This is a genomic window from Methylovulum psychrotolerans (assembly GCF_002209385.1).
In the GTDB taxonomy this organism is placed as follows: Bacteria; Pseudomonadota; Gammaproteobacteria; order Methylococcales; family Methylomonadaceae; genus Methylovulum; species Methylovulum psychrotolerans.
In genome coordinates, this window is sequence record NZ_CP022129.1 from 140,005 (window position 1) to 154,753 (window position 14,749).

The 14,749-nt window shown below is 50.4% G+C and carries 12 protein-coding genes; 5 read left to right on the forward strand and 7 right to left on the reverse strand.

Translation table 11 applies throughout. The annotated features are described in order from the left end of the window. Positions 1 to 36 precede the first annotated feature (36 nt). Positions 37 to 1,191 (reverse strand): hypothetical protein, encoded by a 1,155-nt coding sequence (locus CEK71_RS00700; RefSeq protein WP_088617582.1) that lies wholly within the window; start codon positions 1,189 to 1,191, stop codon positions 37 to 39. 152 nt (positions 1,192 to 1,343) lie between these two features. On the opposite strand from CEK71_RS00700, the gene CEK71_RS00705 reads away from it, so the two are divergent. From CEK71_RS00705 to CEK71_RS00725, 5 genes are all read left to right on the forward strand, one after another. After that, the gene (locus CEK71_RS00705; RefSeq protein WP_088621449.1) at positions 1,344 to 1,868 is read left to right on the forward strand and encodes a glycine cleavage system protein R; all 525 of its coding nucleotides are present in this window, start codon (positions 1,344 to 1,346) and stop codon (positions 1,866 to 1,868) included. Between the two features lie 7 nt (positions 1,869 to 1,875). Then, complete coding sequence (locus CEK71_RS00710; RefSeq protein WP_088617583.1) at positions 1,876 to 2,349, forward strand: peroxiredoxin; 474 nt, start codon at positions 1,876 to 1,878, stop codon at positions 2,347 to 2,349. A 96-nt stretch (positions 2,350 to 2,445) separates the two neighbouring features. Then, positions 2,446 to 3,864: a PhoH family protein gene (locus CEK71_RS00715; protein WP_088621450.1), complete on the forward strand. Its 1,419-nt coding sequence runs from the start codon at positions 2,446 to 2,448 to the stop codon at positions 3,862 to 3,864. A gap of 121 nt (positions 3,865 to 3,985) precedes the next feature. After that, positions 3,986 to 5,281, forward strand: coding sequence for a flavohemoglobin expression-modulating QEGLA motif protein (locus CEK71_RS00720; protein ID WP_088617584.1), 1,296 nt, complete (start codon positions 3,986 to 3,988; stop codon positions 5,279 to 5,281). A gap of 339 nt (positions 5,282 to 5,620) precedes the next feature. Next, positions 5,621 to 7,390 (forward strand): sensor domain-containing diguanylate cyclase, encoded by a 1,770-nt coding sequence (locus CEK71_RS00725; protein ID WP_088617585.1) that lies wholly within the window; start codon positions 5,621 to 5,623, stop codon positions 7,388 to 7,390. Between the two features lie 143 nt (positions 7,391 to 7,533). Here the strand turns inward: CEK71_RS00725 and CEK71_RS00730 are convergent, their stop codons facing one another. The 6 genes from CEK71_RS00730 to CEK71_RS00755 all read right to left on the reverse strand — a co-directional run bounded on the left by CEK71_RS00730 (position 7,534) and on the right by CEK71_RS00755 (position 14,533). Continuing rightward, positions 7,534 to 8,196, reverse strand: a complete 663-nt coding sequence (locus tag CEK71_RS00730) for a class I SAM-dependent methyltransferase (RefSeq protein ID WP_088617586.1) — start codon at positions 8,194 to 8,196, stop codon at positions 7,534 to 7,536. A gap of 175 nt (positions 8,197 to 8,371) precedes the next feature. Beyond that, a complete protein-coding gene (locus CEK71_RS00735; RefSeq protein ID WP_088617587.1) occupies positions 8,372 to 8,962 on the reverse strand; it encodes an anthranilate synthase component II in 591 nt (196 codons plus the stop codon). Beyond that, positions 8,959 to 10,446: an anthranilate synthase component I gene (gene trpE / locus CEK71_RS00740; RefSeq protein WP_088617588.1), complete on the reverse strand. Its 1,488-nt coding sequence runs from the start codon at positions 10,444 to 10,446 to the stop codon at positions 8,959 to 8,961. Before trpE ends, CEK71_RS00735 begins: the two co-directional genes overlap by 4 nt. A gap of 218 nt (positions 10,447 to 10,664) precedes the next feature. Then, positions 10,665 to 11,681, reverse strand: a complete 1,017-nt coding sequence (locus tag CEK71_RS00745) for a sulfotransferase family protein (protein ID WP_088617589.1) — start codon at positions 11,679 to 11,681, stop codon at positions 10,665 to 10,667. After that, positions 11,663 to 13,015 carry a hypothetical protein gene (locus CEK71_RS00750; RefSeq protein WP_088617590.1) on the reverse strand — a complete coding sequence of 451 codons (1,353 nt, stop codon included), beginning with the start codon at positions 13,013 to 13,015 and terminating at the stop codon, positions 11,663 to 11,665. The genes CEK71_RS00745 and CEK71_RS00750 overlap by 19 nt, the downstream gene beginning before the upstream one ends. A 210-nt stretch (positions 13,016 to 13,225) precedes the next feature. Next, positions 13,226 to 14,533 carry a sulfotransferase gene (locus CEK71_RS00755; protein ID WP_088617591.1) on the reverse strand — a complete coding sequence of 436 codons (1,308 nt, stop codon included), beginning with the start codon at positions 14,531 to 14,533 and terminating at the stop codon, positions 13,226 to 13,228. Positions 14,534 to 14,749 lie beyond the last annotated feature (216 nt).

The following is a 14,749-nucleotide window of genomic DNA, read 5'->3' on the forward strand; positions in this document are numbered from 1 at the left end:
AAAAGCCCCTATCCCTCTAGCTAAATCCACTTGCCTCTACTCGGCGGGCGGTTCGTCGCGCTTGATCTGAATATCCTCTTTCATAATCTCGACCATTTCATTAAGCTTAAGCACATCATTTTTCATATCCATCAGTAAAAAGTACAACACCAACGCCGATAAAGACGCAACAATACTCAAAATCAGCGTAATCGTATTAATCCGTGCCTGCTCCGTTTTATACTCGCAACGCTCGGTGCCAGAGGTAGCGGCGGGCGGACTTACCACCACAACGGACGGGTCGGAATGTGGTAGCCCATCATCAGAAACTAACGGCTTGGCAGCGTCATCAAGTGCGGACATCATCACCCCCGTTTCGGCGGCAACCTCCAGTCCCGGCGGCGTGTCCGCTTCTTCTATCGGCACTGGCTCAAAAATCGGTTCAACACGCAGCGGCGAATCGGCCATGCCCGCCGCCCACAAATCCGGTGCGGTTGCCATAGGCCGGTCGACTGCCAATCCTAACGGATTGGCAAGCTCATCGTCAATGAGGGGGACAGGCATCGCCACTCCCGTTTCGGCAGCAACCTCCACCATTGTCGGCGTATCGGCCTCTTCTATCGACGCCGTCTCAAAAATTGGTTCAACACGCAGTGGTGAATCGGCCATGCCCGCCGCCCACAAATCCGGCGCGGTTGCCATAGGCCGGTCTTCAACAGGCGACACCAAGGTTTGCCCGCCCGGCTCAGGCTTAGGTTCGGTGACCGAGAAAAAAAACGCTTGCGTTTCGACAACGCCATCGGCATCATGGCTAGCAACTTTTAACGTCACACCGGACAACTCAGGCTCTGCCTCTGCCTCACTTGGCGGTTGCGTAGCTGCCAACGGCACCACCCTATAAGCCGCCGCCTGAGCCCTATCCGCAGCGGCATCAGGCAGAACCTCGATCTGTTCGGCGCTGGTACGGCTGGTCATATCTTCAACCTGAACTATACTGGTAATGGGTTTTTCAACACCGCTGACAACCAAAAGGCGGTCTATGGCATCTTCATCGTCAGGCAAATTATCCAATGGCGTTACCGTAAACACCGGGTCGTCACGGGTCGCGCGTAGCTCTGCCAACACCAGCATTTCATCGGCGGCACTGCCCGGCCCGTTGAGCCTGCTGAAACTACGGTCTTTAGAAATGCTTCTCTTACGGGTCTTTTTCATGGCTTGATCGGGTAGGTAATGTAAAATCGGGGAATGCCGTTATCTTTCTTAATCAGCGACAACGGCAACTTTTAGCGGCACACTCAGCAATGTGCATAAAGTTTCGCTCATTTGATGCTAAACTTCCAAAAAAATATTCAAAAAAACTCATTATGCAACTCGCCATTACTGCCTTAGGTAACAACAAAATCAATTTTATTGCGGAACTATTGCCCGCTATCCGCGATTGCAAATGCAATATCGTGGAAATCCGCGCCTCGCGGCTGGCACAATCCACCGCCACTTACTTGCTGGTACAAGGCAATTGGAATCAAATAGCCAAATTAGAAAGCACCTTAGATGTCATCCAGCGGCGCATTGACATCAAAATCCAGACCCTACGCCCAGAAAGCCGGGACAAAGGCAAAGACTGTATGCCTTATTTACTGGAAACCCTCTCACTCAACCACGACAGCATCGTCGAGTCGGTCAGTTCGTTCCTGATTGACCGCGATATTGACATTGAAGACATCACCGGCAGTTGTTATCCTGCCCCCTATATCCAAAATCCCGTCTTTGCCAGTAAATTTATTATCCTGATCCCCCCGCAACTGCATTTGCTGTCGCTGCGCGAAGAATTCATGGAATTTTGCGACCAGCTTAACATCGATGCCATTCTTGAACCCATAAAACGTTAGGTAGCTTATGACCTCACCCAGTATTGGCACCGTCGTGCCGGATATGGAACTGGCCTCAACAGGCGCGAAAACTGTCAAACTCAGTGACTATCGCGGCCAGTATCTGTTGCTCTACTTTTACCCTAAAGACAACACGCCTGGCTGTACCCTAGAAGGCCAAGCGTTCCGTGACGCTATCGCCGATTATACCGCGCTCAATACCGTCATCATCGGCATATCACGCGATTCGGTCAAAGTCCATGAAGGCTTTAAAAGCAAACAGGCATTCCCGTTCGACCTGCTGTCAGACAGCGACGAACAGCTATGCAGCCTGTTTGAGGTCATCAAACTCAAAAATATGTACGGCAAACAAGTACGCGGTATTGAACGCAGCACCTTTCTGATCGGCCCTGACGGGACGCTGATCCATGCCTGGCGTAAAGTCAAAGCCCAAGGCCACAGCGACGAAGTCTTGGCGCTGTTGCGGACACTAGCGGCGTAACACCCGGCATAACTCCCAACCGCACCTGGCGGCATACCCATGCCCCAGACCCACGGCGGCCTTCGCCTTCCTCCCGCCCAACCCAATGGTACCGACATGAATATTCAGACCATGCCTGATAACAAGCTGTTTGTTTTAGATACCAATGTGCTGATGCACGACCCTGCGGCGATTTTCCGTTTTCAGGAGCATGACATTTTTATCCCGATGGTGGTTCTGGAAGAACTAGACCACGGTAAAAAAGGCCTGACCGATGTCGCGCGTAACGTCCGCCAAGCCAGCCGCTTTCTTGACGGGCTGATCCGCGACACCAGCCAGCAGACTCTTAACGACGGCCTGCCCTTATCGCGTATTGAGCACAGCCCCAATGGCGACAACCTGAACAGCTCAGGCCGCCTGTATTTCCAAACCAGCGCCATGACCGCGCTCTTGCCTGACAGTATGCCCGGCAACCTTGCCGACAACTCCATCCTCAGCGTCGTGCTGGCGCTCACCAGCAAATTCCCGCACATCAAAGTCATCTTAGTATCGAAAGATATTAACATGCGCATCAAAGCCGCTACCCTAGCCTTAACCGCCGAGGACTACCACAACGACCAGACTTTAGAAGATATTGACCTGCTCTACAGCGGCGCGACCGCCTTAGAGGATGATTTTTGGGAAAACCACGGCACACAAATGGACTCCTGGCAGGAAAAAGACCGGACATTTTACCGCCTTGAAGACCCTTTAGTCAGCGAATGGTATCCTAACCAATACTTGTACATGGACAATGACAGTAATTTTGAGGCCATCGTCCGCCGTTGCGACGGCGAAACGGCTATCTTGGAGCTGGCGCGGGATTACCGCTCCAAACACAATAGCGTCTGGGGCATTTATGCGAAAAACCGCGAGCAAAACTTTGCCCTCAACGTCCTGCTCGATCCCGAAATTGATTTTGTCACCCTCTTAGGCACGGCGGGCACTGGCAAAACCCTGATTGCCTTGGCGGCAGGCCTCACCATGACCCTAGAGAAAAAAATCTACAACGAAATCATCATGACCCGTGAAACCGTACCTATTGGCGAAGACATCGGGTTTTTACCGGGCACAGAAGAAGAAAAAATGGCCCCATGGATGGGTGCGTTGATGGATAACTTAGAATTGCTGGGCAGCCGTTCCGGGCAAAACGAATGGGAACAGGGCGCGACCAAAAATATCTTAATGAACCGCGTCAAAATCCGCTCGTTAAATTTCATGCGCGGACGCACCTTTCTGAACCGTTTTCTGATTATTGACGAGGCACAAAACCTCACTTCGAAACAAATGAAAACCCTGATTACCCGCGCCGGCCCCGGCACTAAAATCATTTGTATCGGCAACCTGTCGCAAATCGACACCCCTTACCTGACCGCCACCACCTCAGGCTTGACCTACGTCGTCGACCGCTTCAAGCATTGGCCGTACGGTGCGCATATCACCCTCCGGCGCGGCGAACGCTCCCGCCTCGCCGATTACGCCTCGGAAAATCTGTAACGTTTATCGGCAAAATACCTTACAATCAGAAACATGGCATTACTATTGCTTTTTGTTTACAAATCCGTCTGAAACATTACCTGATGAGTGCCGACCACGCTGCTTACTGAGAGACCATGCTATGAGCAATATAAAAGTCCTAAAACCGTCCACCTATCTGACCGAAGTGAAGGCCTTATCCGACCGTATCGTTAAGGCGCAACAGCCCATCCGCATCCTCGACGCGATCAAATGGGATGACAGCATCAAACAGGCATTTTTACAAAGTGGCTGTAAATCCCTGCCCGCTATTGATGCCGATTATTACAAGCAACGCCCCTTAGGCTTTGACCCTAGCGACAAAAAAGAAGAATTCCATCAAATAGAACGCGATTTAGTGCGCAAACTCGGCCAACTTAACCCGCTGAGCGTCATCATGCGCCGCATGTGCCGCGAATACCAAGATGTCGTCTACATGCTCGAAGCGCGTGGCACCTCGACGTTTTCTAATATCTCCCAAGAACTGTACGGCTCATCGCAAGACGTGTTCCATGTCGGCGACCCGACCATTGCCGACTTGGGCAGCATGATGGAATCGACCTTGGAGCAACTGCTGCAACTGGACTTTTTGAACGAAGACCCGAAAACCATCACCGCCAAAGAAGCCGTCGACATCCTTAACCAACGCATAGAAGAAGTGCTGCCGGGCGAAGGCCTACGCGCCATGCTCAGCGACGGTATCGTTTCGGATGCCGCCGCCGGTACCGATTACGTTAAGCTCCGCGCCGACGCGCTGTTTAATATGCGCGACTTACGGGTACTGGAAGTGCATGAAATCTGGGTACACCTCGGTACGACCCTCAACGGTATGGAACAGCCATACTGCACCTTCCTCGGCAAAGGCCCCCCTTCGGCCACCGTCACCCAAGAAGGCTTGGCGGTGCTGATGGAAATATTAACCTTCAGTTCCACGCCCAACCGCCTGATGCGCCTGATTAACCGCGTCCGCGCCATTACCTTAGCCGAAGAAGGCGCTGATTTTCTGGACATTTTCGCGTTTTTCCGTGCCAAAGGCCTGGATGAGGAAGACAGCTACACCTTAAGCAGCCGTGTGTTCCGAGGCAGCAGTTCTAACGGGATGCCCTTCACCAAAGACCTGACCTACATCAAAGGCTTTGTGCTGACCTATAACTTTATGCGCCTAGCGGTCAATAAAGGCAAACCTGACCGCATCCCTTTGCTGTTCTGCGGCAAGACCACCATTGAAGACATGAAAATACTGGTGGATTTGGTCGAAGAAGGCACGGTCAGCCCACCCCGCTTCCTGCCGCCGCAATTTCGTGACCTCAACGGCCTTTCCGCTTGGATGAGCTTTAGCCGCTTTATGACCTCGCTGAACTTCCGGCAGCTAGAACAGGATTATGCCAACATTTTGTAAGCATACCCAAACCCCATCTGCACTGTAGAGACGTTGCACTGCAACGTCTCTAGCCACCTTGGATTGGCATAAACGTTAAGCCCGGTCAAAACAATACCCCAGCCCTTTTACCTAAATGCGGTAATTTTTCACTTTTCTTTGTAAGCAGGCAATAGCATTTACTGCAAAAACATGTTATTTTGCAAGGCTATTACGTTCGTCTAAACATGACATATAGACATCTCTTGCATCTCCCATATCCCCTGAAATAATCCGCCCCAGCAACCCAAACCTATGGGTTGGACAAAACGGCATCCCGCACACTGACGAAAGGCCACTGGCCAAAATAAGAATGACCTGATGAAGCACATCACCGCCGCCTTTACAGCAGCCGAACAATTTGCCCCTTTTTTTTCCAGCGCAGCCGTACAAACCGCCGCCAAATCCGCCCACAGCGTCCTGATACAACTTTTTGTCGGCCAATGCAATGACGCTTGGATTCTCAACCTCGTCAACACCGCCCAACACGCCTTACCCCAAGCCGTTATCGTCGGATCCACATCAGCGGGCGAAATTTGTGCCGGACGGGTGAGCCTGGAATCGACTGTCGTCTCCGTCAGCATATTCAGCTCGGCCAGTTTGCACCCTATCGCCTGCGCCAGCCACCAAGGCGGCGAATATACGGCAGGACAAGCCATTGCCGAAGCCTTACAACCTATCCCCCACCTGCAAGGCATTCTGCTCTTAGCCACACCAACACGCATCAATTGTGCAAACGTGCTGAAAGGCATAGAAGACCGCCTACCGACCGTACCCGTATTTGGCGGCGGGGCGGCCGAAACCTTAAATTGCCAACAACCGCGCGTCTTTCTGCACACAGCCCTGCTTGCCGAGGGCTGTGTCGCCGTAGGCTTGGCGGGGGCGCAATTGCGCATCGAAACCCACATTACTTTTGGCTGGCAAGCCCTCGGCCCACAAATGGCCTTAACGGCGGTTGATGGCTTTAACATCCAGTGCATCGACGATAAACCGGCACTGGATGTCTACCGCAAGTATCTGGGTATCCATCCCGATGATGAAGACATGTATTTGGTCGAGTTTCCGCTCCTGATGGAGCGGTACGGCACACAAATCGCCAGAAACCCAGTCTCCGCCAACCAAGACGGCAGCGTCACCTTAGTCGCCGACGTTTACCAAGATGAAACCGTGCGCTTAGGTTATCTTAACGTCGATTTGGCCCTAGAGAACACCCATGCGGTGGTAGCCGAATTGGCGGCCTTTGCACCGGAAGCTATCTATCTGTATTCGTGCATTTGCCGCCGCTTTACCCTACAGCAAGATGTCGAACTGGAAACCTATCCGTTTCAGGCACTGGCCCCCGTGGCGGGCTTCTTTACCAGCGGCGAATTCTGCCGACACGGCAACCACTTACAGCAACTCAATTCCAGCCAAATCGTGGTAGCTATGCGCGAAACCGAAGCCGCCGAACCCGCTCATTGGACAGACACGGGAGCCGATACCGCAAAAGACCGCTACCGTTTCCGTCACGCGCGGATTACTAGCCACTTACTGCATTTCATCGCCACCCTAAGCGACGAACTGGAGATGGCGAACAGCAAACTACAGCACTTAGCCGAACATGACCCACTAACCGGGGCATTGAACCGCCGTACTTTAGATAACGCGCTGGACACCGAACTCGCCATCGCCGACCGCTATAACCGCTACTGTTCTTTAGTCATGTTCGATCTGGACCACTTCAAACAGTTTAACGACAATTACGGCCATAGCGCGGGCGACATCGTCCTAAGCAGTATCGCCCAAACCGTCCGCCAGACCATACGCCGCAGCGATATGTTGTTTCGCTTTGGTGGTGAAGAATTTTTGCTGTTGCTACCTGAAACGGCCACCGAAGGGGCATGGGAAATTGCCGAAAAAATCCGTCTGGCGATTGCCCGGCTGACCTTAGCTTACACAGAAATATTGTTGCCCAAGATAACAGCTTCTTTTGGGGTCGCCAGCTACCCGGCACACGGCGAAGAGGCCTTGGCATTAATCAATGCCGCCGATGCCGCCTTATATCAGGCCAAAGCACAAGGCCGGAATAGGGTTTTGGCGTTTGCGGAATGAATTGGGGGAGGTTTCTAAGCTACTCGCTAGAATCGGCTGGGCTTAAGGTTTCCCACCAGGCTAGGCCTTTATGGCCTCTGTGTTTGGCGATAGGGTAAGAATTGCTCATGAAAAAGCCTATTGTAGGACGCTGCACAGCAATACTAGCTTGCCAAGCATTGGGCAAACGTCAGCAAACGCCCCTTATACGGGTCGCCGTTTTCGATAAGGCGGTCGGCGGTTTTACTGGTGAAGCCATAGCCCAAATCCGCCATGGCCCGACAGAAACCGACGCGGTTGCCCCGGTTGGGGTCAACAATAATAATCTCGGCGGCGGGGGCGGCATGGCGGTGGATAAAGGCGGCGAGTTGGCCCGGCTGTTGGCGTTCGTATAACACATCACTACCAATAATCAAATCAAACTGCCCCAGCCCCGGATTCTTCCCCGCCCAGTTGCCGGCGTGGTATTTCAGTACCGACAGTTGGTTCAGGCGGGTATTTTCGTTTAAAAACGTTTGGCTTAAAGGATGCCAATCGCTCACCGTCATATCCCCCGCCCGCCGATGGATGACCAAACTGGCGAGGGCCAGTCCTGCGCCAATCTCAAGAATGCGCTGTCCGGTCAATTCCAAGCTGTGCATGGCTTGGGCGAGAATCCGCGCCGACGGCCATAAATGCCCAAACAGCGGCCAACTGGCCGGGGAAATGCCCGCCAATTCGGCTTCTTGCAAGGGATCGTAATATTGCTGGAGGTCAGCAAGCGAGCGGATTTGATACGCAAAACCGCCGACAGTGACGGTTTCAAATTTGACATGGTAGCCAGGCATAACGAGTGTTCCCTAAAGGGTTGTGCATCAGGAAGGTTCTGATCGAAAGGCACAAGACTTCGTGAGAAATGCTATACAGGCCGACAAGGCGCTTAAGAAAACCCACCCCCCATTAGGGAGCAGGCAAAAGGCTGGCGCAGGCACCGCCCGCGCCAGCAATAGAACAGTAAGCCGTTTACCGCCGCAAAAAATTCGCCAGCAATTCGTGGCCGTATTCGGTGAGGATGGATTCGGGGTGGAACTGCACACCCTCTATGTCCAAGGTCTTATGGCGTACGCCCATAATTTCATCTTGGTTGCCATCGGCATCTTGCGTCCATGCGGTCACTTCCAAACAATCGGGCAAGCTGGCTTGGGCAATCACCAAGGAATGGTAGCGGGTGGCGGTAAAGGGGTTGCTAAGGCCTTGGAACACACCGTTATTATGATGGTAAACCAGCGAGGTCTTACCGTGCATAATGCTTTTGGCATGGACGATGTCGCCACCGAAGGCATAACCGATACTCTGATGCCCCAAACACACCCCTAATATCGGGATTTCGCCCGCCAATTCGGTAATGGTGGCGACCGACACCCCGGCCTCTTTCGGCGAACAAGGGCCGGGGGAAATGACAATTTTATCGGGTGACAAGCGGCGGATGTCCTCCACCGTCACTTGGTCATTACGGACTACCGTCACTTTCGCGCCCAGTTCGCCAAAATACTGCACCAGATTGTAAGTAAACGAGTCGTAATTATCGACCATCACCAGATTAATCGCGCTCATACCCTTGCTCCTGCCAAACCGGCCTCTGCCATTGCCACGGCGCGGAAAATTGCCCGGCCTTTATTCATTGTTTCTTCCCATTCGCTCGTCGGCACCGAATCATAGACGATACCCGCCCCCGCTTGTATGTATAACATGTTATCTTTGATGACGGCGGTGCGGATGGCAATCGCCGTGTCTAAATTGCCCGACCAGGACACATAACCGACCGCGCCGGAATAGATGCCGCGCTTAACCGGCTCCAATTCGTTGATAATCTCCATCGCGCGGATTTTTGGTGCCCCACTGACCGTGCCCGCCGGAAACGTCGCCGCCAAGACATCAAAGGCGGTTTGGCCAGATTTAAGCGTGCCGGTGACATTGGAAACAATGTGCATAACATGCGAATAACGTTCGACAATCATTTTATCGGTCAGTTGCACCGTGCCGATTTCCGCCACCCGTCCGGTGTCGTTACGGCCTAAATCAATCAGCATCAGATGCTCGGCCAGCTCTTTCGGGTCCGCCAACAATTCTTTTTCCAGTGCCAAATCCTGCTCGGCAGTCGCGCCCCGGCGGCGGGTGCCGGCTATCGGGCGCACCGTCACCGTATCGTCTTCCAATCTGACCAGAATTTCCGGCGAAGAGCCGACGATATGGAAACCATCCAGATTCAGGTAGAACATATACGGCGAGGGGTTCAGACACCGCAAAGCCCGGTACAGCGTCAACGGCGAGGCCGTATAAGGGATGGACATGCGTTGCGACAAGACCACCTGCATGATGTCGCCATCGGTGATGTACTCTTTAGCTTTGCGTACCGCGTCTTCGTAACCTTGTTGGGTAAAGCCGGAGACAAAATCCGCTTCATCGACACTTTTCGGCTGGTGGCCAGTATCGGTTTTAATCTGCACCGTGCGCAATTTAATGGCCAGCGCGTCCAAACGGGCGACCGCTTGTGTATAGGCATCGGCCTCGGCAGGGTCGGCATGGGTCAATAAGAGCATTTTACCGGACAGGTTATCAAACACCAGTATCTCTTCCGATACCATCAGGATAATATCAGGACAGCCCAGCACATCAGGCTTGGCCATCCGGCAAGCCTTAGGCTCGATATAGGCGATGGTCTCATAACCAAAATAGCCCACCAAACCGCCGCTAAAACGCGGCAAGCCGTCAACATCCGGCACTTTATAGCGGGCTTTGAATTGTTCTATCCACACCAGCGGGTTACTGTCGGTAACAGCTTCGAGCAACTCGCCATTTTTTTCTAAGCGGATGTCGTAACCGCTAACTTTCAGCACCGTCTGGCAAGGTAAGCCCAGAATCGAATAACGTCCCCACTGCTCACCACCATGCACCGATTCAAACAGATAAGAATAAGCGCCATCAGCTAATTTCAGATACGCACTTAAAGGCGTATCCAAATCGGCGAGGATCTCACGGCAAACCGGAATACGGTTATAGCCTTGTTGGGCATAAAGGGCGAATTGTTCAGGGGTCATGATGGTTGGCACAAGATGTTATGGCAAAACCCAAGCGTGGCAAGGTACGGTTAAATGTTCGATTATAACCGAAAATAGCGGATTTGGGTGGCAGCAATTGGGAGGGAATGCAATACGGGGGCATTTTAGCGGGGTCGCCACCGCAAAAACAGCCTATTTAGCTTAATAAATGGGCAGTATAGGCATTGCTGGCGCCTTGTCGGGAATGGCTTAAAGCATTATTCGGACGGCTCACCGTCACTATTATAGGCATCGAACAAATACTGGATGTCATTGTTTTTATCGATAATAATCGCCTGATAAAGCTTATCGGCTTGGCATAAACATTCACTAATGGCATCTAGCTGTGCCAAGGCTTGCTTGTTATCGCTGCGCAGCCTTAACTTGCCGACAGCACGGTAAGCACGGGGAATCAATTCTGAAAAGCCTGCAAAAACCGCATCGGTCGCTGGCATACGTTGATGGTAATAGGTCGGTTCTATTGCCGCTAAGGCAGCGGCCATAACCTCAGGCGAGCTATTTGGCCAAGCAATCGCGCACTGCTTAGAAATACGCGCCATGGTTTGTCCAGGTTCCTGTAACAAATCACCATAATTGACAAAACAGCGTTTTAAGCCGCGCGTATGGAATTCAGCCGCCAAAATATGCCGCAACCACACCAAAAAGGTTTTTTCCCATAAAAACAAATCCCTTTTTTCCAACGACTTCGCCACTTCAACAGGATGCCTGTAAGGGATGACCACCTTAACCTGCACCTTTAGCGTTTTCAAAACATCCAGCCATAAAGGGATGAATCGGCACATACGCGGGTCTTTAATGGCAAAACACGGCGAATAGCTAAACTGCTTGAGCAAATAAGCACCCAGAATCGCCTTATAGTCGTTACCGATAGGCGAGGCTAACCAACTTTCATCAATCGGTAACAGATCATCCCAAGCCGAACCCAACAAGGCGAACAAATCGTCATGGATTTGTGCCAACTCAAACGACTCCCAATAGCCCGCCTCGTTATCCCAATTAGGTGTCATTAAATGGTCGGCTAAATCGACCCCCAATAAGTTGATGACCCGCGTCAGTACCGAAGTGCCGCTACGGTGCATCCCAAGAATCAAAATAGCCTGTTGGTTACGGCATGGCGCACCCAAATCGCGGGCAGGTGCGCCAGTCGGCTCAGATAAAGCGTCGTCAGCGGCTAGCTTAACGATTTTATCTAAGGCTATTTTTTTTTTACACAAAACGCCTTGTCAAATGCGTCTAAATCGATCAATTGCGCCAAATAAGGTGTCGCTGAGGCATTGGCTTTGGCAATGTCCCGATGGTTGACAACCCATTCCGGTTGCTCAGGATAATCTGCCAGCAATTGCCCAAACAAGACCGTCGCCTGTGCCCAGAAATCTGCCGCTGCGGCATCATTTTGGGCTTTTTTATCGGTAGCCACGCGATGACAAGCAACACTGCCTTCCAATAATTGTTTGGCATGGGCATTCAGCACCCATTCCTGATCGTTACCATACAGCTTCAAATACCGGCCCAGCAATAAGGCCCCTTTTGTCCAATAATCAGCGGCCTTAACATCGTCAACACCTTTGCTGGCGGCGGCGACACGGTCACAAGCCAACGCACCTTCCAGCAATTGTTTTTTATGGGAGTTAACAACCCATTCAGGGGCATCAGCCATCGTTTTCAAATACTGCCACAATAACGCCGAGCCTTTTATCCAGTTATCCGCGGCTGCGGTATCATCTGCGCCTTTATTGGCACTCGCGGCACGGTCACCCGCTACCCCACCTTCTAAAAATTGCTTTTCAAATAACCGCACCACCCACTCAGGTTGCTCAGGATACTGCGCCACCAAGCGCCCCAATAATAGGACACCATTCACCCAATAATCGGCGGCCTTACCATCATCACTATTTTTAGCGGTATCCGCCAAGCGGTCATAAATCATGCCGCCTTCCAGTAACTGCTTGGTATACATAGGAGTAAGCCACTCAGGGGCATTGGGGTAAAGCTTGATATACTCACCCAATAACGCCGAACCTTTTAACCAATTGCCAGCGGTTTTAAGGTCGTCAGTGCCTTTGGTGGCCTGCGCTACACGATCAAAGGCCGCACCACCTTCCAACAAATGCTTCTGATGATAAGTTACCACCCACTCCGGTTGGCTCGGATAGAGAGACAACACTTGGCTAAACAATAAACTACCTTCTAACCAATAACCCGCTGCTATATCATCATCGCTTTTATTGGCAACCGCCAAAGCGTCACAAGCTAAGGCGCTACCAATAAGTTGCTTGGCGTGGAGAGTAGCGGCCCATTCAGGCACTTGCTGGGTTTTCTTCATCCAAATCTCAACCATCTCAGCAATACGCGCACGCTGTTCCAGCACTTGCTCAGGCTGTGTGTCGTCAACAGCTTTGTTTAAAAGGTTCGCTTCTTCAATAAGTTGGGTCGTCGTTAACGAATTCAAATCAACGGTCATAAATTGCTCCAGTTGGCTATTGATGCGGATATTTTTGTTGATCAATTTTGGCTTTTTCTTCGCCTGATTCTTTCTTGCTTTTTTCATGCTGATACCTTGTTATTTTCACAATTTCCAATTAAATTTGACTTGCCATCCACTTAAAAACCCACCTTAAACAAAAAAATTAACCACTATAGCTCATTATTGTTAGCCAGATAGAAAATTACAACTAGCATTGCAGGGGAAATTTTAAACATTGACCGCTTTAGCAACTACAGCGCACAACCTAATACTTCGAACCTTAAGTTAAGCAAACTATTCTACAGGCAACCCAAGAACGCCAAATTTGGCAGAAAACTTATCAATAATCCGCCCCACTAAATCTTTTTCGGCAGAATCGAGCTGTTCATCTTGGGTAACGTGCTGTTCAAAAACGGTATCCCGCTCTAAAATGACCGATGAAATGCTTTTTAATATGTCAGGATTATTCTCAAGACCAACAAAATCTAAAATTCTGCCTATCACCAACTCGTCACCAGAAACCAAGTCTTCGAACCTAATAACTAAAGCACAGTTACCACGAGATTTTATGGATCTGACAAAATTGGCGATCCTAAGCGCGTATAATTCGATTTCATTCTCTAATGAATCTGTCTGATGAATTTTTTTCAGGAACTTAATCCTAGAACTAAGATAATCGCTAAAATTCCTAATCAGAATAATTTCCTTAAAGCCCTCAATCATCAAATGCCCTAGATAAATGCCGATAGGATCCCAAGACTTTTCCACCAAATGGGTCGGTGCAGGCTTATCTTCACTGGTATAGCAAGCTTCAAAATAATTGGCCAAGAGTCTAAACTGACCTTCTTGGTAAACCTTGGGATAAGTATGGCAAATATAGCCTTTCAATCGGCTATCCTCCGCCTTTTTAAATAGGCTAGGTGCTAAGAACGGTGGCCGCTCCAAATATTCCAAGCTGCTGTAAAGGCTACCTTTATTTAGATCGGTGCTAGGACACTGTCCGGTCTGGATAAGGCAGTTCATTAAGAAATGCTCAATAAAGCGCATTTCCCCAGGATTATCTAAAACATTAGACACCGCTGCGGCAGGATGCCGGGTCAATGCCCTGCACAATATCGTACTACCGCTCCGTCCCGTGCTAGTAACCACGACAGGAGTAAAATCCAACTTACCTATCAATTCCTTGCGAGAACTGTTAAAGATCAGTTTACATAAGTCTATCGAATACTCCTCAACACCATCTGAAACGACAGCCATCAATAGCAAAGGCGATTGTTCATTTGTAAGGTAAGCAGGAACTGAAGCCAAAAAACCACAAGTCAGTTCGACAACTTTATCTTCGGTAGCATGAATAGCTTTCCTCACATCAGGGCGTGGAAAAAACTCAGTGACCTCATAAAACCCCCGGTCGCCAATGATAAATACTAGACTTTTGACAGAAAAACCTTCATGCAAGCTAACAACCCAGCCAGCTATTTCAACCATGTGATTTGAAAAAAGTTCGCCATTCCTTGGAGTGTCGATAGAAAATGCAACAGAATCAACATTATAATCTTCAATTTTAATGTTTGTTTGATATTCCAAAAGCCAAAAGTTGCTCATTGATTAATCCGGTAAATAAATAAGCCGATGATTGTGCAGATGCAGCCATTATCGGCGAAGGCTAACAAAACCCGCTATTAGGGCAAACGCATACCAATAAACCAATAAACCAATAAACCAATAAACCAATAAATAAATCAAATCTTACTGAATTAAATTTGCTTAACTGGAATGTAAAATGGCTTTAGCTTTAGCCAACGGCCAGCTTACCAGCAT